Annotated in this window: 16 protein-coding genes; 8 read left to right on the forward strand and 8 right to left on the reverse strand. The window is 73.0% G+C overall.

Annotated elements, in window-relative coordinates:
• The first annotated feature begins 25 nt into the window (after positions 1-25).
• Positions 26-535: a hypothetical protein gene (locus ACN9M0_RS31000; protein WP_366037613.1), complete on the forward strand. Its 510-nt coding sequence runs from the start codon at positions 26-28 to the stop codon at positions 533-535.
• Between the two features lie 4 nt (positions 536-539).
• On the opposite strand, the gene ACN9M0_RS31005 is transcribed toward ACN9M0_RS31000, so the two are convergent.
• Positions 540-1,823, reverse strand: coding sequence for a YhgE/Pip domain-containing protein (locus tag ACN9M0_RS31005; protein ID WP_366037614.1), 1,284 nt, complete (start codon positions 1,821-1,823; stop codon positions 540-542).
• A 209-nt stretch (positions 1,824-2,032) separates the two neighbouring features.
• On the opposite strand from ACN9M0_RS31005, the gene ACN9M0_RS31010 reads away from it, so the two are divergent.
• Both ACN9M0_RS31010 and ACN9M0_RS31015 read left to right on the forward strand, forming a co-directional pair.
• Positions 2,033-4,543, forward strand: coding sequence for an ATP-dependent Clp protease ATP-binding subunit (locus ACN9M0_RS31010; RefSeq protein ID WP_366037615.1), 2,511 nt, complete (start codon positions 2,033-2,035; stop codon positions 4,541-4,543).
• Between the two features lie 87 nt (positions 4,544-4,630).
• The gene (locus ACN9M0_RS31015; RefSeq protein WP_426404572.1) at positions 4,631-6,400 is read left to right on the forward strand and encodes an FUSC family protein; all 1,770 of its coding nucleotides are present in this window, start codon (positions 4,631-4,633) and stop codon (positions 6,398-6,400) included.
• 5 nt (positions 6,401-6,405) lie between these two features.
• On the opposite strand, the gene ACN9M0_RS31020 is transcribed toward ACN9M0_RS31015, so the two are convergent.
• Positions 6,406-8,736, reverse strand: coding sequence for an FdhF/YdeP family oxidoreductase (locus ACN9M0_RS31020; RefSeq protein WP_366037617.1), 2,331 nt, complete (start codon positions 8,734-8,736; stop codon positions 6,406-6,408).
• Positions 8,737-8,972: 236 nt separating this feature from the next.
• On the opposite strand from ACN9M0_RS31020, the gene ACN9M0_RS31025 reads away from it, so the two are divergent.
• The 3 genes from ACN9M0_RS31025 to ACN9M0_RS31035 are packed head-to-tail and all read left to right on the forward strand — an operon-like array spanning position 8,973 to position 11,413.
• Positions 8,973-9,953: a Dyp-type peroxidase gene (locus tag ACN9M0_RS31025; protein ID WP_366037618.1), complete on the forward strand. Its 981-nt coding sequence runs from the start codon at positions 8,973-8,975 to the stop codon at positions 9,951-9,953.
• 5 nt (positions 9,954-9,958) lie between these two features.
• Positions 9,959-10,774: a family 1 encapsulin nanocompartment shell protein gene (locus ACN9M0_RS31030; protein ID WP_399696827.1), complete on the forward strand. Its 816-nt coding sequence runs from the start codon at positions 9,959-9,961 to the stop codon at positions 10,772-10,774.
• Positions 10,775-10,777: 3 nt separating this feature from the next.
• Entirely contained in the window at positions 10,778-11,413 is a 636-nt protein-coding gene (locus tag ACN9M0_RS31035) for a DUF1345 domain-containing protein (protein ID WP_426404573.1), read from the forward strand.
• A 12-nt stretch (positions 11,414-11,425) separates the two neighbouring features.
• Here the strand turns inward: ACN9M0_RS31035 and ACN9M0_RS31040 are convergent, their stop codons facing one another.
• The 3 genes from ACN9M0_RS31040 to ACN9M0_RS31050 all read right to left on the reverse strand — a co-directional run bounded on the left by ACN9M0_RS31040 (position 11,426) and on the right by ACN9M0_RS31050 (position 14,096).
• Positions 11,426-12,271: a hypothetical protein gene (locus ACN9M0_RS31040; protein WP_426404574.1), complete on the reverse strand. Its 846-nt coding sequence runs from the start codon at positions 12,269-12,271 to the stop codon at positions 11,426-11,428.
• 7 nt (positions 12,272-12,278) lie between these two features.
• Positions 12,279-12,743: a GreA/GreB family elongation factor gene (locus ACN9M0_RS31045; RefSeq protein ID WP_366037622.1), complete on the reverse strand. Its 465-nt coding sequence runs from the start codon at positions 12,741-12,743 to the stop codon at positions 12,279-12,281.
• A gap of 108 nt (positions 12,744-12,851) precedes the next feature.
• Positions 12,852-14,096 (reverse strand): serine hydrolase domain-containing protein, encoded by a 1,245-nt coding sequence (locus ACN9M0_RS31050; RefSeq protein WP_426404575.1) that lies wholly within the window; start codon positions 14,094-14,096, stop codon positions 12,852-12,854.
• Positions 14,097-14,275: 179 nt separating this feature from the next.
• On the opposite strand from ACN9M0_RS31050, the gene ACN9M0_RS31055 reads away from it, so the two are divergent.
• Positions 14,276-14,926 carry a maltokinase N-terminal cap-like domain-containing protein gene (locus ACN9M0_RS31055; RefSeq protein WP_399696835.1) on the forward strand — a complete coding sequence of 217 codons (651 nt, stop codon included), beginning with the start codon at positions 14,276-14,278 and terminating at the stop codon, positions 14,924-14,926.
• A 7-nt stretch (positions 14,927-14,933) separates the two neighbouring features.
• Here the strand turns inward: ACN9M0_RS31055 and ACN9M0_RS31060 are convergent, their stop codons facing one another.
• From ACN9M0_RS31060 to ACN9M0_RS31070, 3 genes are all read right to left on the reverse strand, one after another.
• Entirely contained in the window at positions 14,934-16,007 is a 1,074-nt protein-coding gene (locus tag ACN9M0_RS31060) for a trypsin-like serine peptidase (protein WP_366037625.1), read from the reverse strand.
• A gap of 6 nt (positions 16,008-16,013) precedes the next feature.
• A complete protein-coding gene (locus ACN9M0_RS31065) occupies positions 16,014-21,506 on the reverse strand; it encodes a trypsin-like peptidase domain-containing protein (protein ID WP_426404576.1) in 5,493 nt (1,830 codons plus the stop codon).
• Between the two features lie 170 nt (positions 21,507-21,676).
• Positions 21,677-22,645 (reverse strand): DNA/RNA non-specific endonuclease, encoded by a 969-nt coding sequence (locus ACN9M0_RS31070; RefSeq protein ID WP_366037627.1) that lies wholly within the window; start codon positions 22,643-22,645, stop codon positions 21,677-21,679.
• Between the two features lie 151 nt (positions 22,646-22,796).
• Between ACN9M0_RS31070 and ACN9M0_RS31075 the strand changes: the two genes are divergently transcribed.
• On the forward strand, positions 22,797-23,606 hold the full coding sequence (locus ACN9M0_RS31075) for a caspase family protein (RefSeq protein WP_366037628.1): 810 nt from the start codon (positions 22,797-22,799) through the stop codon (positions 23,604-23,606).
• The last annotated feature ends 121 nt before the right edge of the window (positions 23,607-23,727 follow it).

Below are 23,727 nucleotides of genomic sequence, written 5' to 3' on the forward strand. Positions count from 1 at the left end.
GACGATCAGCACTCTGGAGATTCCGATGCAGACCTCGACCACCTCGCGGCGCGCCCGCCTGCGTACCGCCCTCGTCGCCGCTGTGATGGGCGCCTCCGCCCTGGCCGGCACCGGCATGGCCCACGCGGAGGGCGACCCCACCGCGTGGCAGAGCAGCGACGAGATGACCATCATGTCGATGGAGACGTGCGCTCCCCAGTCGGAGGAGTACCGGTTCCGCCTCTACTACAGCCCCAACTACTCGGGCGCCTGGGTCAACATCGGCCACAACATCTACGACATGATGTACCTCAAGATGCCCTACTCCCCGGCCAGGCCGCTCTACTTCTGCGCCAACACCGGCTCGGGCAGCGGCCAGTCCGCCGCCAACAACGCCGCCTCCGCCTACAACTGGTACGAGGGCTACATCGGCACCGTCTACTACAGCGCCGGCTACAAGGGCGCCTTCGACATGGTCGGCACCCGGTCCGGCATGTCCACCCTGTGGAACACCCGGAACGACAACCGTTCCATCCAGTTCAGCCGCCCCTGGTAGTCGCTCACTCGGGCTGCGGCGTGAGGCGGCGCAGCCCCCTGCGGTCGTAGTAGTGGGTCATGGCGAAGCCGAACGCCAGGGCCAGCACCGTGCCGACCGCGATCATGATCCAGCCCCGGGCGAGGCCCGCTTCGGCTCGGGCGTCGAAGTACAGGATGGACCGGACGCCCGAGCTGAGCTGGTGCATCGGCTCGAAGACGCCCAGGAAGCGGTAGAACGCGGGGGTGGCCTCCAGGGGGACGGTCGCCCCGGAGGAGGGGAGGGCCAGGGCGATGAAGACGAACATGGACACGAGCTGGCCGATGCCGCCGAAGGCGGCGTTGATGGCCTGGACTCCCAGGCCGACGGCGACCGTCGCGCAGTAGGAGAAGATCCACAGCATCGGCAGGTGGTCGGCGTCCATGCCCAGGATCGCGATCGTCGCGACCATGACGAGCGTGGTGGTCAGGAGCGAGATCCCCGCCGTCATCAGCATCTTCAGGACGAGGGTCTGGGTGCGGCTGACGGGGACGGTCGGCCGGCGGGTGTGCCAGGGCCCGATCTCGCTGTCGGCGTAGCCGAGCGCGGTGTCGACACCGCTGTTGACGATGTTCCCGCCGATGAAGCCGCCCAGGACCAGGAGCAGCGTGTAGTAGAAGGCGGTCAGACCCAGGCCGCTGTGCCGTCCGATGGGATGGCCGACGCGGGTGGTGACCGCCACGGGATCGGTCAGGAGCAGGCGCGTGGTCGGCACGGTGGCGGAGGCCGAGAGCTGCTTGCCGATGGTCAGTGAGGCCTGGTGCGCCGCGCTCTGGTTGATCTGGGAGGCCAGCGACGAGCCCAGGCTGCCGAGGCCGGGGTTGGTGAGCACGGTGAGCGTCGGGCGGACCGTCGCCCGGTTCGTGGTGAGCGCCGCGACGGACGCGGTGAAGTCCGCCGGGACGACCAGCGCGCCGAACACCTTGCCCGAGGCCAGCGCGTCCTGAGCCGCCGCGCGATCGAGGCGGCGCCAGTCGATGGTGGTCCTCGGCAAGCCCGCCGAGACGATCGAGTCGGTGATCTGCTTCCCCAGGTTCTCCTGCTGCCCCGGCAGCGGGCGGCCCTCGTCCTCGTCGACCAGGGCGATCGGCAGCCGGTCCAGATGGTCGCTCGGGCTGAGGATGCCCCCCATGTAGAGGAGCGACAGCAGCAGCGACACCAAGGCGCACAGGACGGTCGGTACGAGCCACAGCTTGGCGTGCCGTACGAGCGTGGTGGCAGGGACCTGGGGGCCGGGGGCCGGGGCGTTCGGCGGGATCGCGGAGGTCATGGGGCCATCGTCGGCGGGCCGGGCCGCGATCCGGGCATTTCGGTCGTCCGTACGGGGTCGGCGTGTCGGCTTCCGTAGGGGGTGTCCTGTCGATCAGGCCGGATCAGGGGGCGCGCGGGTCGGCGCTCCGCCGGTCCCGCTCCGATTGCGGAGCGGTGGGTGTCGGGTTTGAGTGGGCAGGCCCCCCTTTCGCGCTTTCAGGAGCTGCCATGTCGATGGCGTTCGGTTCACCCTTCGGTTCGTCGGATCCCTTCAGCGACCTGTTCGACCGGTTCTTCGGCATGTCGCCGGCCTCGTCGCCCCCGGCGGTGCAGCGCGTGCCCATCGGACGGCTGCTGACCGAGTCCTCCCACGAACTGCTGAAGACGGCCGCGCGCAAGGCCGACGCGGACGGCAGCTCCGACCTCGACACGGAACACCTCCTGTGGGCGGCGACCCAGGTGGAGCCCACCCGTCGGTTCCTCGCCGAGGGCGGGGTGAACCCCGACAAGCTCGCCGAGCAGCTCGCCGAGGTCCTTCCCCGCGAGTCCGCCGAGCCGTCCGCCCAGCCCGGACTCACCCCGGCCGCCAAGCGGACCCTCGCCACCGCCCACGCCTACTCGCAGGCGGCCGGGGTCTCCTACATCGGCCCCGAGCACATCCTCGGCGCCCTCCTCGGCGACGCCGACTCCGGCGCCTCCCGCTTCCTGCGGGCCGAGGACCTGGACGTGAAGAAGCTGTCCGCGAAGCCCGACCGGTCGGGCTTCGCGGACAGCGCCCCGGCCGCCCCGAAGCAGCCCGCCACCACCCTCGACGAGTACGGCCGGGACCTGACGGAAGAGGCCAGGGCCGGCAGGCTCGACCCGGTCGTCGGCCGGGCCGAGGAGATCGAGCAGACCATCGAGATCCTCTCCCGGCGCTCCAAGAACAACCCGGTGCTCATCGGCGAGCCCGGCGTCGGCAAGACCGCCATCGTGGAGGGCCTCGCCCAGCGCATCGTCGCGGACGAGGTGCCCGACACCCTGAAGGGCAAGCGGGTCGTCTCCCTGGACCTGTCCGGCATGGTGGCCGGAGCGCAGTACCGGGGCCAGTTCGAGGAACGCGTCAAGAAGGTCATCGAGGACGTCCAGGAGGCCGGCGGCGACATCATCCTCTTCATCGACGAGCTGCACACGGTCGTCGGCGCGGGCGCCACCGGCGAGGGCTCGATGGACGCGGGCAACATGCTCAAGCCCGCCCTCGCCCGCGGCGAGCTGCACGTGGTGGGCGCCACCACCATCGACGAGTACCGCAAGCACATCGAGAAGGACGCCGCCCTCGAACGGCGCTTCCAGCCCGTCCTCATCCCGGAACCGACCGTCGAGGAGACCGTGCAGATCCTCGAAGGCCTGCGGGACGCGTACGAGGCCCACCACCAGGTCCGCTTCGCCGACGGCGCCCTCGCGGCGGCGGCGGAACTTTCCGACCGCTACATCAGCGACCGGTTCCTGCCCGACAAGGCCATCGACCTCATGGACCAGGCCGGCGCGAGGGTACGGCTCCGCAGCGGCGGCCGCTCCACCGAGGTCGTGAGCCGCGAGGACAGGCTCGCGAAGCTGCGGCGAGAGAAGGACCAGGCCGTCGACGGCGAGGAGTTCGAGAAGGCCTCGGAGCTGAAGCGGCAGATCGCCGAGGTGGAGGGCGAGCTCGCGGGCATCGAAGAGCGCCGCGAGGGCGTCGTCTCGGTCACGGCGGCCGACATCGCCGACATCGTGTCCCGCCGTACCGGCATCCCCGTCTCGCAGCTCACCGCCGGCGAGAAGGAGAAGCTCCTCAGGCTGGAGGAGGAGATGCACGCCCGGATCGTCGGCCAGGACGAGGCGGTCACGGCGGTCTCCGAGGCCGTGCGCCGCAACCGGGCGGGCATGGGCGACCCGAACCGGCCCGTCGGATCGTTCCTCTTCCTCGGGCCCACGGGCGTCGGCAAGACCGAACTCGCCAAGACCCTCGCCGAGCTGCTCTTCGGGGCCGAGGACCGCATGATCCGGTTCGACATGAGCGAGTTCCAGGAGAAGCACACCGTCGCCCGGCTCGTCGGCGCGCCCCCCGGATACGTCGGCTACGAGGAGGCCGGGCAGCTCACCGAGAAGGTCCGGCGCCAGCCGTACAGCGTCGTGCTCTTCGACGAGATCGAGAAGGGGCACCCCGACGTCTTCAACACGCTGCTGCAGATCCTCGACGACGGCCGCCTCACGGACGGGCAGGGCCGCACGGTCGACTTCCGCCACTGCGTCGTCATCATGACGTCCAACATCGGCGCCCACCGCATCCTCGCCCACGAGGGCGACGCGGCCGAGCTCAAGGGCGAGCTGATGGAGGACCTGCGGGGACGCTTCCTGCCCGAGTTCCTCAACCGCATCGACGACATCATCGTCTTCCACAGCCTCACCGAGAAGGACCTGTCGGAGATCCTCGACCACCTCCTCGACCGCAGCAAGCACCGCGTCCACGCGCAGGGCATGACCCTGGAGGTCACCGAGGCGGCGAAGAAGCTGCTCGTCGCCCACGGCCACCAGCCGGCGTTCGGCGCCCGGCCGCTGCGCCGCACCATCCAGACGGAGCTCGACAACCGCGTCGCCTCCCTGCTGCTCGGCGGTGAGGTCGACCCCGGCGACACGATCGTCGCGGACGTCGTGGACGACTCGCTGCACTGCACGGTCCGCAAGCACGAGGACGTGGCGAGCGGCACCACCGTGGCCTGACGGCCGCGGCACCCGAGCAGGGCATGGGGTCGTCCCGAGCGGCCCCATGCCCTTCTTTCACGGCGGTACGGAGTCAGGACCCGAACCATGACGCACCTGCCGGAGGCCGTCGTCCGCCTGGGGCGCGCGCTCTCCCCGAGGGGTGCGCTCGCCCTGCAGAGCGTGGACGGCGCCCTGTCCTTCGCCCTGCGCGCCGCGCTCGCGATGGCGCTGCCCGCGCTGCCGATGGCGCTCGCCGGGCGGGCCGATCAGGCCGTCTACGCCATGCTGGGTTCCTTCACCACCACCTTCGGCCGCAACCTGCCCTACGCGCGACGCGCCCGCGTGCTCGCCGTCGTCGCGGTCGCCATGACCGCGTGCGTGGGCTGCGGTGCGGCGCTCGCCGCCTGGGCACACCCCCTGGACGGGGGAGCGGGCGCCGCCTGGACGGTCGCGGCCACGGCCCTGGTGGCCGGTCTCGCGAAGTTCGCCTGCGACGCGGCCCGGCTGAGCGGACTCGGCGCGGTGCTGCTGCTGTTCTCCTTCGCCGTGGCCGCCAACGGCGCCTCGACCCCTGCCGACGTCCTGCCCCGGGCCGGCCTGGCGGCGTGCGGTGCGGCCGTCGCCTGGGTCCTCGCCGTGGCCGGCCGGCTCGCGCACCCGGACCGTCCGCAGCGGCTCGCCGTCGCCTCGGCCCTGCGCGAGCTCGCGGACCTGTGGGAGGCGAGCGGCGCGCAGGACGACGCCGGGCCCGTACGGCACCGGGCGACCGCCGCCGTGCTCCAGGCGTACCGCACGCTCGGCGTCCTGCCCCCGTCGGGCGCCGAGTGGCGCGGCCGGGGCGACACCTGCGTACGCCTCACCGACCTCTCCTGGTCGCTGCTCGTCGGATCCGCCCGCCGCCCGCCGGACGACCCCGCCGGCCTGGCCGGTGCCCTGCGCCGTCAGGCCCGCCTGCTCGCCGGCCGCCGCCGGCAGGCGCCGCGTCTCCTGCCCGAGCTGGCGCTCCCCGTCCTGATCGCCCAGGCCGGCATGCTCGCCCGCCCCGGACCCGCCGGGGCCTCAGGCGCCGGTACGCCGCGCCCCGGCCCGGTCCCGGTCGATCCGACCACCCTGCGCGCCGCCGAACTCCGGGCCGCCGCGCTGCTGACGGGACCGGCCCACGGCCGGGCGGCGGTCCTCCTCGTGCCGGCCCTGCGGATGGTCCTCGGCACCGGCATCGCGGGCGGCGCGGCGCTGCTCCTGGGCCTCGGGCACGGCTACTGGGCGGCGATCTCCGCCGCCGCCGTCCTCCACTCGATCAACGTGCGGACGGCGGCCCAGCGGGCCGTCCAGCGCACCCTCGGCACGGTCGCGGGCCTCCTGCTCGCCCTCGGCGTCCTCGCCCTGGGCCCCGAGCCCGTGGCGCTCGTCCTGGTGATCGTCCTCTTCGAGTTCCTCCTGGAGTACGTCGTCGCCCGCAACTACGGTCTCGGCGTCGTCTTCCTCACCCCGATGGCGCTGCTCATGACCGACCTGGCCGCGCCCGCCCCGGCCGGTTCCCTCGTGCTGGACCGGGCGCTGAGCAGTGCGCTCGGCGTCGCCGTCGCGCTCGGCTGCGCGCTGATGGTGGTCCACGACCGGGCGGCCGTACGGGCGGAGCGCGCGCTGGCGGCCTGCACGGCGGCCTCGGAGCGGGCCGAACGCGCCCTGGACGAGGGGGACGCGCGGGCCTTCCCGCTCGTCCAGACCCGCCTCGCGGCGGCCGCCGTGGAGCTGCGCGAGGCCGACGACGCGGCGGCGGGCGAGCTCTGGCCCGCGGAGATCGACCCCACCGAACTCGCCGCCGCCGAACGGCGCGCGTACCTCCTCCTGGACCGGCTGGTCCGGAGCGGGTGAACCGGTCAGGCCGCGGGCTCGATCGTCACCTTGACGTGCTTCATGATCGGCTGGTCGCTCTGGGTGCTGTAGTCGCCCAGGGCGCACAGCACGTTCATCTCCGGCATGTAGCCGGCCGCGCAGCCGCGCGGGATGTCGTACGGGACGGCGAGGTAGCCGTTCAGATGCCGCCGGCTGCCGTCCTTCGCGGTGCTCGTGATGTCGACGGGGCCCATGTCGGCGATCCCGCGCTCGCGCATGTCCGCCCGGTTCATGAAGACGAGCGTGCGGAGGTTCTTGATGCCCCGGTAGCGGTCGTTGTCGGAGTAGATGGTGGTGTTCCACTGGTCGTGGGAGCGCATGGTGCCGAGCGCCAGGGTGCCGGGGGCGGGCACCACGTCGGGCAGCTCGGCGCTGGAGAACTCGGCGCGTCCCGACGGCGTGAGGAAGACCAGTTCGCGGGCGGGCTGCTTGATGCGGAAACCGAGCGGCAGGCGCACGCGCCGGTTGAAGTCCTCGAAGCCGTCGAGCGCGCGGGCCATGGTGTCCCGGATGCGGTCGTAGTCCTCGACGTACCACTCCCAGGGCGTGGCGCTGTCGGGCAGCGCGGCGCGCGCCATGCCGGCGACGATGGCCGGCTCGGAGAGCAGGTGCGGCGAGGCGGGCTTCTTCATGCCCACGGACAGGTGCACCATGCTCATCGAGTCCTCGACCGAGGTGCTCTGGACGCCCTTGCGCTGGTGGTCCTTCTCGGTCCGGCCGAGGCAGGGGAGGATCAGCGCCTGCCGGCCGTGCACGAGGTGACTGCGGTTCAGCTTGGTGCTGACCTGGACGGTGAGCTCGCAGTTGCGCAGCGCCGCCTGGGTGTACGGGGTGTCGGGGGCCGCGAGCGCGAAGTTGCCGCCCATGCCGACGAAGACCTCGATCTCGCCCTCGTGCATCGCCTTGACGGCCGCGACGGTGTCCTTGCCGTGGGCGCGGGGCGGTTCGATCTCGCAGACCTCGGCGAGCCGGTCCAGGAACGCCTCGCTCGGGCGGTGGTCGATGCCGCAGGTGCGGTTGCCCTGGACGTTGCTGTGGCCGCGCACGGGGGAGGGGCCGGCGCCCTCGCGGCCGAGGTTGCCGCGGAGCAGCAGCAGGTTGACGATCTCCCGTACGGTGTCGACGCCGTGCTCGTGCTGGGTGACGCCGAGACACCAGCTGACGATGGAGCGGTCGGCCTCGCCGTACACGCGCGCCGCCTTCAGGATGTCGGCGCGACTCAGCCCGGACTGCCGCTCGAGCTCCTCCCACGGCGTGGCCTCGCACCGGGCGCGGTACTCCTCGAAGCCGGAGGTGTGGCGCTCGATGAACTCCCGGTCCAGGGCCTTCGGGTCGGTGGCCGACTGCTCCAGGATCGCCTTGGCCATGCCCCGTACGAGCGCCATGTCGCCGCCGATGCGCGGCTGGAGGTTGAGCGTGCTGGTCCTGGTCGTCCTGAAGAGGGCCATGTCGGTGAAGTCGTGCGGGACGATGGTGCGGGTGGCGGCGGCCTCCACGAGCGGGTTGACGTGCACGATCTGGGCGCCGCGGTGGTGGGCCTCGGCGAGGGCGGTGAGCATCCGGGGCGCGTTCGAGGCGGCGTTGACGCCGAAGATGAACAGCGCGTCGGCGGTCTCCCAGTCCTGGAGGTCGACGGTGCCCTTGCCGGTGCCGAGGGAGGCCTGGAGGGCGCGGCCGCTGGCCTCGTGGCACATGTTGGAGCAGTCGGGCAGGTTGTTGGTGCCCAGTTCGCGGGCCATCAGCTGGTAGAGGAAGGTGGCCTCGTTGCCGAGCCTGCCGGAGGTGTAGTACGCGGCCCGGTTCGGGTCGTCGAGGCCGCGCAGGGTGCGGCCGACGAGTGCGAAGGCGTCCTTCCAGCTGATCGGGACGTAGTGGTCCGACGCGGGGTCGTAGACCATCGGCTCGGTGAGCCGGCCCTCGTTCTCCAGGTCGTAGTCGCTCCACCCGTCGAGCTCGGTCACCGAGTGGGCGGCGAAGAACTCGCGTCCGACCCGCTTGCGGGTCATCTCCCAGGTGACGTGTTTGATGCCGTTCTCGCAGATGTCCAGGTGGAGGCCCTTGGTGTCGTCGGGCCAGGCGCAGCCGGGACAGTCGAAGCCGGTGTTCTCGTGGTTCATCCGCATGATGGCGCGCGGGCCGTCGACCAGTGCGCCCTCGCGCACCAGGAAGCGCGTCACGCTCTTCGCGGCGCCCCAGCCGGCTGCCGGATGGTGGTACGGACGGAACTCCGGGTCGCCCTCGGGGGCCGGGCCCACCCGGGGTTCGAGGGGTTCCCGCTCGTCCTGGCCGGCGGTCTCGTCCTGGTCGGTGCTCAAGGAGCTTCACCCTCTCCACCTGCGGACGCAGGGCATGGCGGGACAAAAGGACCCCTTCGCGCAGGCTAAGCCCGCCGCCCGGCGCCTGCCACCCCACGCCCTGGGGCCGTCCGGTCGGGGGAAGCAAGCCGTCCGGATGCCGGAGGGCCGTCCGCCGGGCTGCGTACCGGATCACGCGCACCTACGCTGACGCTGTCCCTTTCCTCCGCATTCCGGTCATCTGCCGTGGGAGCGCCATGGTCGTACCCCAGCCCGTCGTCACCCCGCCCGCGCAGGCGGCCCTCTTTCTGGTGGCCACCGTCAACCCGGGCGGCGAGACCGCGGTGCGGGAGGCGCTCCAGGACCTGACGGGGCTGACCCGGTCGGTCGCCTTCCGTGCCCCCGGCTCCGGCCTCAGCTGCGTCGTCGGCATCGGCTCCGAGGGATGGGACCGGCTCGTCGGCGGCCCCCGCCCGCGCGACCTGCACCCCTTCCCGCCCCTGCGCGGACCCCGCCACCGCGCCCCGGCCACCCCCGGCGACCTGCTCTTCCATCTGCGCGCCCGGCGCATGGACCTCTGCTTCGAACTGGCCAGGCACATCGTGGCCGCCCTGGGCGGCGCGGTCACCGTCGTCGACGAGGTGCACGGCTTCACGTACTTCGACGAGCGCGACCTGCTCGGCTTCGTCGACGGCAGCGAGAACCCCTCCGGTACGACGGCTGCCGAGGCGGTCCACATCGGCGACGAGGACCCCGGCTTCCGGGGCGGCAGTTATGTCGTCGTCCAGAAGTACGTGCACGACATGGCGGCCTGGGACGCGCTCACCGTCGAGCAGCAGGAGAGGGTCATCGGCCGCGGCAAGGGGTCCAACATCGAACTGTCCGACGACGTCAAGCCCGCGGACTCGCACGTGGCGCTGAACACGATCACCGACGAGAACGGCGTCCAGCAGCAGATCGTGCGCGCCAACATGCCGTTCGGCCAGATCGGCACCGGCGAGTTCGGCACCTACTTCATCGGCTACGCGCGCACGCCCGCCGTGACCGAGCGGATGCTCCGCAACATGTTCCTCGGCGACCCGCCCGGCACCACCGACCGCATCCTCGACTTCTCCCGGGCCGTGACCGGCGGCCTCTTCTTCGTGCCGAGCGCCGGCCTCCTCGACGACCTCCCCGCCCCCTCGGCCGCCGCGACCCCCGGGGAGTCCCTGGGCATCGGCAGCCTGAAAGGAGCCTGAGCCCCATGACGCCCCCCGAGTCCACCGGCAACCTCCATCGCGCACTCGCCCCGATCACCGCGGCCGCGTGGGCCGAGATCGAGGAGGAGGCCCGCCGCACCTTCCGCCGCAACGTCGCGGGCCGCCGCGTCGTCGACGTCCCCGACGCGGCCGGATCCGAGCTCTCCGCGGTCGGCACCGGCCACCTCTCCGACCTGGCGTCGCCCGCGCCCGGCGTGACGGCACGGCTGCGCGAGGCACGGCCCCTCGTCGAGCTCCGCGTGCCCTTCACCGTCGACCGGGCAGCCGTCGACGACGTCGAGCGCGGCTCGAAGGACTCCGACTGGCAGCCCGTCAAGGACGCGGCCCGTGCCCTGGCACTCATCGAGGACCGCATGGTCTTCGAGGGGTACGAGGCCGCCGGGGTCGAGGGCTTGCGCTCCCGCAGCTCCAACCCGGTGCTGCGGCTGCCCGCCGAACCCCGCGACTACCCCGACGCGGTCAGCAGGGCCCTGACCTCCCTGCGGCTGGCCGGCGTCGACGGTCCGTACGCGCTGCTGCTCGGCGCCGACCAGTACCGGGCGGTCAGTGAGACCTCCGACCACGGCTACCCGATCGCGGCCCACCTCGCCCGGATGCTGGACGGCTCCCCGATCTGGGCGCCCGCCCTCGACGGCGGCTTCGTCCTCTCCACCCGGGGCGGCGACTTCGAACTGCGCATCGGCCAGGACGTGGCGATCGGCTACACCTCGCACGACGCGACCGGCATCGAGCTGTACCTCCAGGAGACCCTGACCTTCCTGGCCTACACGGACGAGGCCGTCGTCGTCCTGGAGCCCTGACCCGTGGCGCGACGGCTGTTCGGCGCCGTTCCCCGGCTCGCCGTGTCGGCGCTCGCCGGCGCGGCGGCCGGCGCGCTCGTCACGGCCCTGGCCCACGCGCCGATGGGGATCCTCGCCGGCATCGCCACGGCCGAGACCCTCTTCGTCGTCACCGGCTGGAGCGTCCTGTGGCCCATGGACGCCGCCACGACCCACCGGAACGTCCGGCGGGAGGAGTTCCGGCCCGTCATCGAGGAACTCGTCGTCGTCGCGACCTCCCTCTGCGGGCTCGTCGGCATCGTCGTGCTGCTCCTCGTCGGCCGCACCGACCTGAGCCACGCGGCGGCGGCGACGGCACTCTGCGGCGTCTTCATGGCCTGGGCGGCGCTCCACCTCATGTACGCCACCCGGTACGCGTACCTCTACTACGCCCTGAAGCCGGGCGGCGGGATCGACTTCAACTCCCCGGCCCCGCCGAAGTACAGCGACTTCCTCTACTTCAGCTTCAACCTCGGCATGACCTACCAGGTCTCCGACACGAACGTCTCCAGCCCCACGGTCCGGTCGATCGTCCTCCGGCACTGCCTGCTGTCGTACGTCTTCGGGGCCAGCATCCTGGCGACCACCATCAACCTCGTCGCCGGCATCGTCACCCGCTGACCGGGGCGGGCGTCAGCGCCGCCACCACGGTTCGCGTACGTAACGGCTCTCGTCGCTCGTACAGGCGAGGCCGTTGGAGATCTGCTCGGAGTCGAGGTTCCAGCCGACCACGCCGTTGCCCTTGCGGCTCAGCTCGATCAGGCGGTCGCTCCCGGTCCGCGTACCGTCCGTGACCTGGCACTCGACGATCGACGTCCACGCCTGCCCGTCCAGCGCCGAGACGAACGCCAGGAACGGCAGCACCACCACCGTCAGGGCCAGGGCCACCCACTGCTCCACCCCGGCGGCGCGGCGCAGCCAGGACGGCGGCCGGTAGCCGGGGTCGTCGTGCCCGGCCCGGTCCTGCGGGTGCCGGTGGTGCGGCCGGCGCCGTCCCGTGCGGTACTCCACGACCACGCCCTGCCGCAGCGCGAAGGCGGCGAGACCGGTGGCGAGGCCCCACCACGGCCCGAAGAAGCAGGCGTCGATGACGCCCACCGCGATCGGATTGACGAGGGTGAGTGCGGCCCGCCGGAACGCCCCTGCCGTACCGCCGCCGAGGGGGACGGCGCCGCGCGCGGCGAACAGGGCGAAGATCACGCGGGAGACGACGACGGCGAGGACGGACCCGAGGAGCGGGTCCGTGATCAGCATGCCGACCAGGATGTCCGGCCAGTTCGCCGGCTCCATGCCGACCAGCACGTCACGGACGGCGTCGCCGCCGCCGACCGTGTACGCGAGCTTCGTGACGGGCACCGCGAGCGCCAGCGCCACCAGGACGGTGTGCCCGGGGCCGCCCTTGCGGTCGGCCTCCCTGATCTCCCGCTCACCCGAACCGGAGTCCGGAGGACCGGCCTCCTCGGCGCGTGCCTCCCGCACGGCGCCGTCAGCCGAGCGAGAGCACGACCGCGGTCGTCCGGCCCTCGGGTGTGTCGTACGTGACGGTGTCGCCGGCGCGGTGGCCGAGCAGGGCCCGGCCGAGCGGGCTGTCGGCGGTGACCAGGGTCGTGTCGAGGGCGTTCGCGAGTTCGCCGATCTGGACGGTCGACTCGGTGCCGTCCGCGAACCGCACGGTCACGCTGCTGCCCACGCCGACCGCGTCGGTGGACGGCGCCCCCGCCACGGCACCCTCCTGGAGCCGCCCCTCGATCTCGGTGATGCGGGTGCCGAGGCGGTCGAGCTCGTCGGCGCGCTGCAACTCGTCGGCCTGGTCGGCCCGGTCGCCGACCTCGTCGCCACCGCCGCCCCGCAGGGTGACGGCGACGGCCTCGCGTTCGGTGCGCAGATCGGCGAGCTCGCGCTCGAGCGCCTCGCGGGCGACGGCGCTGAGGGGCTCGGGTCCACCGGTCATTGCTGCTCCCGATTCTGCGGCGGCACGGACGCGTGCCGAGGATCAGAGGATGATTCAGGACAATTCGGAGATTATCAGGCAGGCGCTCGAAGGGGTGGCGGACTCGCGTCAGCTCCCGCTCGGACTCGGCTTGGGCTGCGTCACCGGGATGTCGAAGACATGGCCCGGCGTCACGACGCGGGTGATGGCCTGCCCGAAGAGCGTGCTGGGCTCGTTGCCGTCGTGCAGGACGTCCGTGTTGAGGAGGACGACCAGGGTGGCCTTCGCCTCCGGCAGATAGATCGTGAGCGACTCGTATCCCGGCAGCGAGCCGTTGTGGCCGATCCAGCCCTGGACGTCGAAGATGCCCATCCCGTACCCGGCGCCGGCGAGGCCCGTGGGGTACGTCTTCAGCCGCTCGGCCTGTGTCCTCGGCGTCAGCAGGGTGCCGGTCGCGACCACACGGGCCCAGGTGCGCAGGTCCTGGAGGTCGGAGATCATCGCGCCGGCCGCCCAGCCCCAGGACGGGTTCCAGTCGGTGGAGTCCTCGAGCCGGCCCGAGGCGGTCTGCACGGTGTAGCCGTGGGCGTGCGGGCTCGGGAACGCGGCGTCGTTCGGGAAGTACGTGTGCCGCAGGCCCGCCGGCGCGATGACGTTCTTCTGGATGAACAGGTTCAGCGGCGTCCCGCTGACCTTCTCCACGACCAGCCCGAGCAGGATGAGGTTCGTGTTGCAGTAGTCGAACTCGGCCCCCGGCGCGAACTGGACCGGATGCTTGAAGGAGTAGGCGAGCAGCTCCTGCGGGGTGAAGGGCCGGTCGGGATCGGACGTGAACGCCTTGTAGAAGCCCTCGTCCGCCGAGTAGTTGAAGAGACCGCTGCGCATGGACGCGAGGTTGCGCAGGGTGATGTGGTCGCCGTTCGGCACACCGTCGACGTACTTCGAGATCGGGTCGTCCACGCTCACCTCGCCCCGGTCGACCAGTTCGAGCAGGGCGGTCACCGTGAACGTCTTGGTCTCGCTGCCGATCCGCATGTAGAGCCCGGGGTTCATGGGCTGCCCGGTGGCCTTGTCGGCGACGCCGAAGGAGCGGATGTACGTGCCCTTGCCGGGCGCCGAGAGGCCGACCGTGACACCCGGGACACCCGTCTCCTTCATCACGTCCTGGACCGCCCGGTCCAGTCGGGAGGCGACGGCCGGGGTGAGTTCCGGGAAGTCCGCATCCGACGAGGGGGAGGGGGCGGTCGCCACGAGGGCGGCGGGGCCGGGCTGTTCGGCGGCGAAGGCCGTACCGGCGCCGACGGGGGCGGCGAGAATCCCCAGGGCCGCGAAGGCCGCGCAGACGCGCCGGTTCCGTGTGCGCGAGTACCTCACGTCCCGTGTGTGCGAGTACCTCACGGCGGGCCTCCTGCCGGCCGGGGACAACACTCCGCCTCCAGGCTAGGTCGGCGTGGACACCCTCGCATCGGGATCCCTTCCACCTGCTAGGTTGCGGTTCTTCGGGCCCAGGGGGTGCGGTCCCCGGGCCCAGGTTCGAGAGGAACGAGCACACGATGGCCGTCATCCACCACACCACGATGGAGCCCACCAAGCTGGAGCTGCTCGCCGCGTGGCTGCCCACCCGCGCCTGGTACGCCGGCGGAGCCGACGAGCCGCGCCCGGCGAAGGCGGGCGGCTTCCGGCTCGACGACCCCGCCGGAGAGGTGGGCATCGAGCTCATGGCGGTCACCGACGGCGCCGGACCGGACGAGGTCGCCTATCTGGTCCCCATGACCTACCGGGGCGCGCCTCTGGAAGGCGCCGAGCACGCCCTCATCGGCACCTCCGAGCACGGCGTGCTCGGCACGCGCTGGATCTACGACGGCGCCCACGACCCGGTGCTCGTCGCCCAGTTGTACGCCCTGCTCGCCGGCCGGGCCGAGGCCCAGCACCAGTCCGTCGACGCCACGACCGACCCCACCGTCTCCGCCTCGCTCGCCCCCGCCGCGACCGGCGCGGAGCTCGTACGGGTCGCGGAGGGCCCGGACCACACCGACGTGGTGGTACGGGAGACCGGCGCGGCCGCACCGCTGACGCTCCGGCTGCGACGCGTCCTGCGCCCCGGGTCGGACGGCGGACCGGGCCGCGGCCGGGTCGTGGCGGAATGGCGTCTCGCCGACGGGACGACCGCCCGCGGCGCGTACGCCGTGGCCCTCGCCGAGTAGCGGTCCCTCAGACCCAGTTGACCTCCGCCTTGGCCAGCAGCGGGTCCTCCACCAGCTCCCAGAGCGGGACGGCGAAGTTCCCCGTGCGGTAGCGGCCGCCGAAATGCAGGCCGAGGACCCGGTGGTCGGTGAGGTCGAACACCGGGGAGCCGCTGTTGCCGCCGAGCGTCGAGCAGTCGTGCTTCATCACCAGGCCGCCGGGGGTGAACTCGGTGGCCGTGCCCGGCTGGAGCCGCTTCACGTTGTAGACGTCCATGAAGATCCGGCGCATCGACTCGGGCTCGTTGCGCCGGCCGTCCCACGCCGGGTAGCCGATCAGGTACACCGGGCGGCCCGGCAGGCTGGCGGGCGCGTCCGCCGCGACCGCGAGCGGCGTCGGCAGGCCGTCCTCCGCCGCCGGTTCGACACGGAGCAGGGCCATGTCGACGTCGGGGTGGATGCCGATGACGTCCGTGATCTCGTACGGCACCGAGGACCCGGGCGGCTCCCCCTCGACGGGGAGCTCCTCACCAGGGTCGACCCGCGCCGACATGCCGAACTCCAGCGTCCACCGCTCACCCTCCAAGCGGCTGAACTCCGCCGCCACATGACGGTTCGTCATCACGGTCCGCGGGCCGACCAGGAAGGCCGTGCCGATCCAGTCCAGGCTGGGGTGCCCGGTGACCTCGACCCGGCCGACCCGCACGAGCGACTCCCGGATCGCGGGCCGCTGCGGCTCCAGGACCGACCACTCGTCGCGCTGCTCGGCGAAGTCCTGGCGCTGGACCAGGATCGCGGGACGGCCTTCCAGGAGGACGATCGCCTCCACGCCGAAGGTCTCGTCCCCGTCGAGCTCGTCCTCGCGGTGCCCGGCCAGTTTCTCCAGACCGCTGACCCCGGCCTCCAGGACGCGGGCCCGCTCCTCGCGGGCGAAGCGGGAGATCTCGGCCGCGGGGGCCACATCGGCGGGGAGTTCGAGCGCGGACTCGGCGATCTCCGCCTCCAGTTGCGCACGCACCCGTGCGGCGACCTCCCCCAGATCGTCGAAGATCCGTTCGGCGCCGGTCGCCACCGGCGACACACTCCGTGGTCCGTTCGGCATGGTCGCTCACCTCGGCTTCGCGTTCGCTTCCCCCCGGGCCGGCCGCCCCGACTGGGCCGCCATGATCTCCTCGTACAAATCCGGGCGGAACTCCCGGAGATGGGCCAGGATGCCGCTCATCTGGGTGCCCACGTTCACGAACCGCGTCCGGGCGCCCTGGAACTCGACCTCGTCCACCTTCCGCGTCCCCCGGTGCAGCCCCACGACCGTCCAGTCGTCGAGGCAGACCGGGGAACCGGAGGAACCGCCCCGGGTGTCGGTGAAGTACAGGATGTCGTGCTCGTCCGCCCGGTAGACCAGGTTGTTGCGGAGCGCGACCCGCTTCGGCAGTCCGCCCGGGTGCTGGATGATGTTCACCGGGACGCGCTGCCGCTCCCGGACGAGCAGCGGCCGGGTGGCGATCCGGAGCGTCGGCCGCTCCTGCTGGTCGGCGGAGAGCCGCACGATCGCGTAGTCCAGCGCGGCGTCCCAGGCCGCGAGCTCGCCCGCCGTCGCCTCCGGCGCGGTCGCCGCGTTCTCGACGAAGTCGAAGCGGGAGCGCGACATGAGCGCCTGGAGCTGCAGGTCCTCGTCGCTCACGTACGGCCGGACGCCCGACTCCCACGAACGGGCCAGCACCACATGGTGGTTGGTGATCAGCAGATCGGGGGCGATCATCCAGCCGGTGCCGCCGTGCGGGTACGAGGGCAGGAGCGGGGCGCCCGACTCGTACGGCGGGATCCGCAGCAGCGCGACGGAGGCGCCGGCCCTGATGCCGCCGTGCAGGAACTCGTACGGCACGGTGTCGTCCTGGAGGACGATCTCCTCCTTCATCTCCCCGGGCATCATCTCCGCCGGAAGCTCCGCCTCGCCGGTGATCGCGCGGGCCACCGCGTCCAGGGCGCCCTGGAGCACGGCACGCGGACCCGGCTCGTGAGTCTGCTCGATCGCGTTGTGCAGCCAGATCTCCAGCGGCACCAGGCCGTCGAGGAGCCGCTCGACCTGGTTCATCGCGTTCAGGTCGGCGTGCGCCTGCTCCAGGGGGTCGTCCAGCGGTTCCAGCGTGGCCGTGAAGTAGCCGGGGATGCCCTTCAGGAGCGCCGGACGCAGCGCCCGGTCGGCGAGCCCCGCCTCCATGGCGGCGTTGCGGACCCGGACCAGCTCCTCCTGCGGCAGGAACGGCACCTTCCGGAGCGCGGCCCCGGCGGCGTTCGGCGGCGGACGCGTCCACAGGCCGGGCCGGGGCCCCGGCTCCGCGCCGCGCCCGGCGGCGCCGGTTCCGCGCAGTGCGGTGCCACGCGGGGTGGGCCCCGCGTCCATGGCGGAGGCCACCCCGAGCAGCAGGTCCCCGCTGCCGTCCCGGAGCGTGAGCGCCTGCCGGGCGACGCTGTCCAGGGTGCCGCGCCGCCGCGCCTCCCGAAGGTCCCGCTCGATCCGCTCCAGGTCCGGACGGCCGCCGCCGGGGGACGCCTCGGACCCGGCGGCGGACTCCAGGATGCGGCTCAGCGGCGCGCGCAGGCCGGGCTCGTCGGTGAGGGTGGTGTCGATCCAGCGGGCCAGCTCGGTGACCACCGCCTCCTCGTCCGCCGGGAGCCCCACCAGCCGCAGCGTGTGCTCCAGGAGGCGCGGGTCCGCCCGGCACGCCGTGGCCGCCGCCGTACGGGCCAGGGAGGGCTGCCGGGCCAGATCCGCGTCCGGCATCCCGCGCAGCGTCCGGGCCAGGCGCTCCTCCGCCGGGGCCGCGTCGGCGTCCGAGAGCGCCGCGAGCCGCGACCGGGCGACCAGCACGCCCAGCGACTCGAAGCGCAGCCCGAGGCCCGAGGCGATCTCCTCCGCCTCCTGGAGATCGCGGTCCGCCGCCGCGAAGTCGCCCGTGTCCTGGGCGAGCCGGGCCGACAGCTGCAGCAGTCCGAGCTGGGTCTCCGCGCAGCCGGCCTCCTCCGCCCCGTCCACGGCCCGCTCGGCGCCCGCGCGCGCCTCCTCCGTCCGCCCGGACCGGGCGAGGGTCTCGGCGAGGAGCGCGTGCAGCCTGCTGCACGGTGTCCACGGCCGCCGCTCGGCGAGCCGCTGGCCCGCGGCCTCCACGTACCCCTGGGTGAGCAGGTCCTCGACCTCGCGCGCGGCGATCCGCTCCCAGTCCTCCTGGTCCGCCTCGGTCATGATCTGGTCGGGCACGTGGCCGCCGATCCTGCCGAGGAGGAACGCGGCCGAGCGGTGCGCCATCTCCCGGTGCGTCGACCCGCCCAGGTAGGGCGCGACGCCGGGCTCCCAACGGGCCTCCACCGTACGGGGGTTCTCGCCGAGCCGGAGCCGGTGGTAGATCTCCTCGGCGCGGTCCCGTGGCCCCTCGCGGACCGCGTAGTAGGCGACGGCCCGCCGGTCCACCGCCCGCATCAGATCCGTCCGCGCGCTGTCCGAGAGGCGCAGCATGATGGCCCGCAGATCGGTCCGGTGCCGGATGGCCTCCGGCCCGGCCGACTCCATCAGGTCGACCCGCGAGGTGAGCAGCCCGTAGAGCCGGCGGGCCTCCCCGGGGCTCTCGACGCGCAGCCCCGCCGGCTCCGCGAGGACCTCCCGGATCAGGTCGGGGGTGATGAAGCGGAGGGCGAGACCCGCCTGCACGAGGGCCCGGACGTCGTCCTCCGCGATGTGCTTGAGGAGCCTGTCGTACAGCGTGCCCTGGATGAGCATCTGGTCGACCTGCCGGTCGAAGTACCGGCGCCGGGAGGGCAGTCCGCGCAGCAGCTCGCCGAGCGAGGGGGAGTCGGCGCCGAGAGCGACCGCCGTCCGGGCCGCGAGCTTCAGGCTCAGGGGATGGCCGCCGATCCGGTCGGCGAGGTCCTCGGCGAGCGGCTCGTCGTCCACCCCGGAGGACATCAGCAGGTCCACGGAGGCCTCGTGGTCCAGTTCGGTGAGCTCCATCGTGCGCGGGGTCAGGACCCGGGCCGGATGGTCGATCGGCGCGCGCCCGGAGACGACGAACCGAAGCCGTGAATAGGCCGCCCGCAGGGCCGTCCAGACGGCCCACATACGGGCGAGGACGGGGGAACCGCGGTACTGGGCCTCCTCGAAGGAGTCGACGACCACGACCAGCGGCGGAGGCGCCTCGCCCGGTGCCGGGCGGACGGCCTCGGCGACCAGGGACGCGGCCCGGTGGGCCAGCTCCTGCTCGCGGGCGCTGGCCCGGGCGTGGAAGTCGGACGAGTAGTCGCGGCCGAGCGTCGCCCGCGTGCCGGCCAGCTGGTAGAGCTCGTCGAGCTCGTTGCGCTCGCCGCGCTGGCGCGCCGCCGTCCGCTCGCACTCGTCCGCGAGCTCCTCGAAGGCGGCGCGGTGGGCCGGATGGTGGACGCCCAGCTGCCGGGCCATCTCCGCGATCACGGTGGCCGGTTCGTGGATGGAGAGCGTCGGGCGCGCGAAGTCGATGTAGGCGAAGGGGAACCCGGCGGGGCCCGCCGCGGCGAGCGCGTCGACGAGGAACTTGGCGAGCAGGGTGCTCTTGCCGATGCCGCCGACGCCGTGCAGCAGGACGGGCGGCTCCGCGGGCTCCTCGGGCAGCGCGAGATAGGCGTGCAGGGCGTCGAGTTCGGCGGTGCGGCCGTGGAAGGTCCCGCGGACGAGCCGGCGCATCGGCTGGAGCAGCCGGGCCTGCTCCAGACGGTGCTGCACCTCGTCGACGGCGGGCAGCCCGGTCACGCCCGGGACCCGGCTGAGCCAGAGCGTGGCCTGCAGCGCGTCCGAGAGCACCTCGACCTCGTCCCGGGCGACGGGGCCCGCGGCCGGGCCCGCGCCGGCCGCCGGAAGGCCCGGGGTACCCGCGCCCGACCCGGCCGGGGGGAGCCCTGCGGAGCCTGCGACCGGCCCGGTCGGGGGGAGCCCTGCGGAGCCTGCGACCGACCCGGTCGGGGGGAGCCCTGCGGAACCCGCGCCCGGCTCTGTCAGTACCCCTCCGGCCGGAAGCGGACCACCGCCTGCTTCCGCCGGTGCCACCACCGCCGTGGGCAGGCCCGCGCCCGTCAGGAGGGAGAGTGCCGTGCGTTCCGGACCGGGGCCCTCGGGGCGCAGGTCGATGTTGGCCCGGAGGGCGCGCAGGGCGGCGCCGGGGCCCGCGAGGCCCGTCAGGGCCGTGTCGCGGGTCTCGGGCTTGAGCGTCCACACGGTGGCCCCGGGCACCGGGAGGGCCGTGCAGTCGTCGACGAGCTCCAGGACCGCCCGACCGGTGGCCTGCTCCTCGCCCGGGAGCCGCAGCAGCGCGGGGTCGAACTCCCGGAGCAGGCAGGCGGCCTCGCGGTAGGACCTGCGCAGATCGGGCAGCGCGGCGGCGGGGGAGGCGAGGCTGGTGCGCAGGGCGTCGCGGAGCAGGGGACCGGCCTCGCCCGGCGGGGGTGACGTCGGGGGGAGCGTCCGGTGGAGCCGTACGACGTCCTCCACGGCCGTACACAGCCGACGCATGTAACTGTCGCCGTTCGCCGGGGAGTCGACGGCCCGCAGCACCTCGGCCACGGCCGTCTCGGTGAGCTCGTGGACGGTCGACTCGTCATCGACGGGCGCGGAGTCGGTGAAGAACTCCCGGAAGAAGGCCCGGAGATCACCCTCGTCGGCGAGGCGGGTCGTGTCGCGGCACTCGTTCTTCCGGATCTCGTACGGGAGTTGCCGCATCGTCGTCGCGTAGCCGAGCAGCACCAGGCGGGGGACGGTGTCCGCCCGTACGGGGGTGTGCTCGTAGATCGCGCGGGCGAGGACGCCGATGCAGTCCCACACGTCCGAGTGCGGGTCGAGCCGGTCGCAGTCGTCGAGGACCAGCCAGAAGCGCTCCTCGGCGGCGGTCGCCCGGGAGACGATCCGGTGGGCGGCGTCCTCGAAGCTGGGCAGTGGATCGTTCAACCGTGTGGGATTCAACGGGATCCGGTCGGACTCCGGCCCGGCCACGAAGGCCGAGAGCCGCTCCATCAGGCGCGCCGCCGTGGACGTACGGGAGAGGGTGACCCGGACCGGACGGAAGTCGCAGTGCTGACCGAGATGGCGGATCAGCTCGTACGTGTAGGACCGGCCGCTGTCCGGGGGCCCGTCGACGACGAACACCGTCTGCTCCGGGTCGGCCAGGAAACCCCGGAGCTTCTCGCGCAGCTCGCTCCGGTCCAGGAACACCTCCGTGCCGTGCTTGAGGAGCATGCTGTCGAAGGGGTCCCGGGGGGAACGGCGCAGCTGTTCGTCCTCCCGCAGCCGGGTCAGCAGGTTCCGGGCCTCGGCGCCCTGCTCGAAGCCGCGCGGATCACGGATCGCGGCCAGCGCGTCGAGACCGGCGAGCACGGAGAGCAGCCGGCGCTGGTGGGCGATGTCCCGGCGGGCCGCGGCGACCACGAGCAGGGCGTTCCGGTCGGCGTCCGCGGTGAGCGGCAGGTCCTCGACGAAGTCGGCCGGCAGGCCCGCGCGCAGCAGCCGGCCGCGTGGCTCGGGGGTGTCGAGGAGATGGTCCCGCGCCCAGCTGGCGACGAGCCCCCACTCCGTCTCGGTGAGCGGCATACCGCACCTGCCCGGCGCTCTTCGCGCAGCGCCGGTCGCTCCGGCGCCGGACCTGACGAGATCAGTCGTGACCGGCCGTGACCGGTCCAGGCCAGACGAACTGGCTGATCCCCCTTCATGGTTCCACCGGGCGGGGACGGTCGCAATCGCTGCTCGCGGACCCGCCGGGGTCAGGGGTGCAGCACGATGTCCGCGTACGACTCGAGGCGCCGCCAGCGCTCCTCAGGGGCGCCGCGGGTCGGCGGCATCACGTCCACGTCCGGCAGCGGCCCGAACTCCAGCTCGGTGATCTCCGCGACGTCCGAGACGGGCACCTGGTACGTGCGGAACGGGCCCAGCGGCGGCGGCGCACCGGCCTTCGCCCCCGCCAGGGCGCGCTCCGCGTCCCGGCTCAGGTCGGGGCTCTGGTCGAGGACGTACGCGGCGGCGGCGAGCGCCCCGTCCTGCATGAACGCCGCCACCTTCCAGAACCGCAGCGGCACCTGCACCCCCCGGTACGGCGGGTCGGAGTCGTGGAGCACCGGGCCCGTGAGGACCGTCAGCTTCCGGTCGTACTCGGCGGCGTGGTCGAGCAGGTAGTTCTCCAGGCCCTGCCAGAGTTGTTTGCCCTGGTTGAAGACGTCCGCCTGGGGAGCGGCGTTGGTGAAGTGGAAGGTGTCCGTATTGGCCCGGGACGCCAGGGCCGGGGCACCCCAGACCGGGTCGAGCCGGCGGACCAGGTGACCCCGGTCGAGGCTGTTGTTCCGGTAGATGTCGTCACCGGCCTGCTGCTCCTCCGGCAGCCGGGGATCGAACTCCCAGACGTCGTCCCGGGGGATGTCCTCCAGGAGGTCCCGTCCCTCGATGCAGACCGCGGTCGAGGCCGCGAGCCGCCGGTCGGGCCGGAAGACGACGGTGAAGTGGGTGTACGGCAGGATCACCGTCTCGATCGTTTCCCGGACCGGGAGCGCGAGCGGGACGACGGGGCCGAGGAAGGCCTCGTCGTAGCCGGTGCGGTCGGCGAGGGCGGCACGGCGGGCGTCCTTCCCGGCGGCGGAGGACGCGCCGGCGGAGGACGAGACCGCGGCGGAGGACGAGCCGGGAGCGGACGAGGCGGGAGCGGACGAGCCGGCGGGGGGCGGCGCATCGGAAGGGTTCATACGATGTAAGTACCGCGTGGCGAGGGTCGCGCTCGGCGCAGGACCGCAGGCCACTCGATCAGACGCCCCCGGCACCCCGTCCTCCGGCGTCCCCCGCCCCCGCATCCCTGTCCCTCCCGGCATCCCTCCGCTCCGCACGAGGAGGCACCCCATGGCCACCGGACTCTCCCTGCACGTCGGACTCAACCGGGTCGACCCCGCCCGCTACGAGGGCTGGGACGGCACCCTGATCGCCTGCGAGAACGACGCCCACGACATGGCGCGGCTCGCCCGGACCGCCGGATTCGAGGCCACCACCCTGCTCACCGCCGACGGCACGGTCGCCAACGTCACCTCCGTGCTCCACGAGGCCGCGGCCCGGCTGGTCCCCGGCGACATCCTGCTCTTCAGCTACTCGGGCCACGGCGGCCAGGTCCCCGACGCCACGGGCGCCGACGACGAGCCCGACGCGCTCGACGAGACCCTCGTGTTCTACGACCGCCAGTTCCTCGACGACGAGGTGCACCAGGCCTTCCGCGCCTTCGCCGACGACGTACGGATCGTCGCCCTGTTCGACTGCTGCCACAGCGGCAGCAGCATCGAACTCCCCGGCGGCGCGGCCGACGAGACCCCGGGCCGCTACATGCCGGAGCCGTGGCAGCGTCAGCTCTACGACCGCGACCGGGCCTGGTTCGAGGAGCTCCAGCGGACCCTGGCCAAGGACGCGCCGGCCGACGGGGCGGGCCCCGACGCGCTCCTCGTGTCGGCCTGCCAGGACAACCAGGTCGCCGCCGACGGCGCCGTCAACGGCGCCTTCACCGAGGCCCTGCTCCGGGTGTGGGACGAGGGCGCCTTCCGCGGCGGCTACCGCACCTTCCACCGGGACATCCAGCGCCTGCTGCCGCCGACCCAGAGCCCGAACCTCTACCTGACCGGCACTCCGTCACCGGACTTCCTGAACCAGCGCCCCTTCACGATCTGAGGGCGACGGCCGGGACGGAAAAGAGCCGGAAAACAACAAGGGCAAGGAGGGTCGACCTCTCCTTGCCACTCTCAAGATATAGCGCACAGGGGGCCTTGCGGCAAGGCCCCCTTCGTGCAGC

Origin of the sequence: Streptomyces sp. R-07 (assembly GCF_049913175.1) — a bacterium.
GTDB lineage: Bacteria > Actinomycetota > Actinomycetes > Streptomycetales > Streptomycetaceae > Streptomyces.

What these genes read in the sequence shown, in the direction of transcription:
- ACN9M0_RS31025 (WP_366037618.1), top strand. Translation starts at nt 8,973, where the DNA reads ATGGTCGTACCCCAGCCCGTCGTCACCCCGCCCGCGCAGGCGGCCCTC.
- ACN9M0_RS31000 (WP_366037613.1), top strand. Translation starts at nt 26, where the DNA reads ATGCAGACCTCGACCACCTCGCGGCGCGCCCGCCTGCGTACCGCCCTC.
- ACN9M0_RS31075 (WP_366037628.1), top strand. Translation starts at nt 22,797, where the DNA reads ATGGCCACCGGACTCTCCCTGCACGTCGGACTCAACCGGGTCGACCCC.
- ACN9M0_RS31070 (WP_366037627.1), bottom strand. Translation starts at nt 22,645, where the DNA reads ATGAACCCTTCCGATGCGCCGCCCCCCGCCGGCTCGTCCGCTCCCGCC.
- ACN9M0_RS31030 (WP_399696827.1), top strand. Translation starts at nt 9,959, where the DNA reads ATGACGCCCCCCGAGTCCACCGGCAACCTCCATCGCGCACTCGCCCCG.
- ACN9M0_RS31015 (WP_426404572.1), top strand. Translation starts at nt 4,631, where the DNA reads ATGACGCACCTGCCGGAGGCCGTCGTCCGCCTGGGGCGCGCGCTCTCC.
- ACN9M0_RS31045 (WP_366037622.1), bottom strand. Translation starts at nt 12,743, where the DNA reads ATGACCGGTGGACCCGAGCCCCTCAGCGCCGTCGCCCGCGAGGCGCTC.
- ACN9M0_RS31060 (WP_366037625.1), bottom strand. Translation starts at nt 16,007, where the DNA reads ATGCCGAACGGACCACGGAGTGTGTCGCCGGTGGCGACCGGCGCCGAA.
- ACN9M0_RS31010 (WP_366037615.1), top strand. Translation starts at nt 2,033, where the DNA reads ATGTCGATGGCGTTCGGTTCACCCTTCGGTTCGTCGGATCCCTTCAGC.
- ACN9M0_RS31005 (WP_366037614.1), bottom strand. Translation starts at nt 1,823, where the DNA reads ATGACCTCCGCGATCCCGCCGAACGCCCCGGCCCCCGGCCCCCAGGTC.
- ACN9M0_RS31055 (WP_399696835.1), top strand. Translation starts at nt 14,276, where the DNA reads ATGGCCGTCATCCACCACACCACGATGGAGCCCACCAAGCTGGAGCTG.
- ACN9M0_RS31065 (WP_426404576.1), bottom strand. Translation starts at nt 21,506, where the DNA reads ATGCCGCTCACCGAGACGGAGTGGGGGCTCGTCGCCAGCTGGGCGCGG.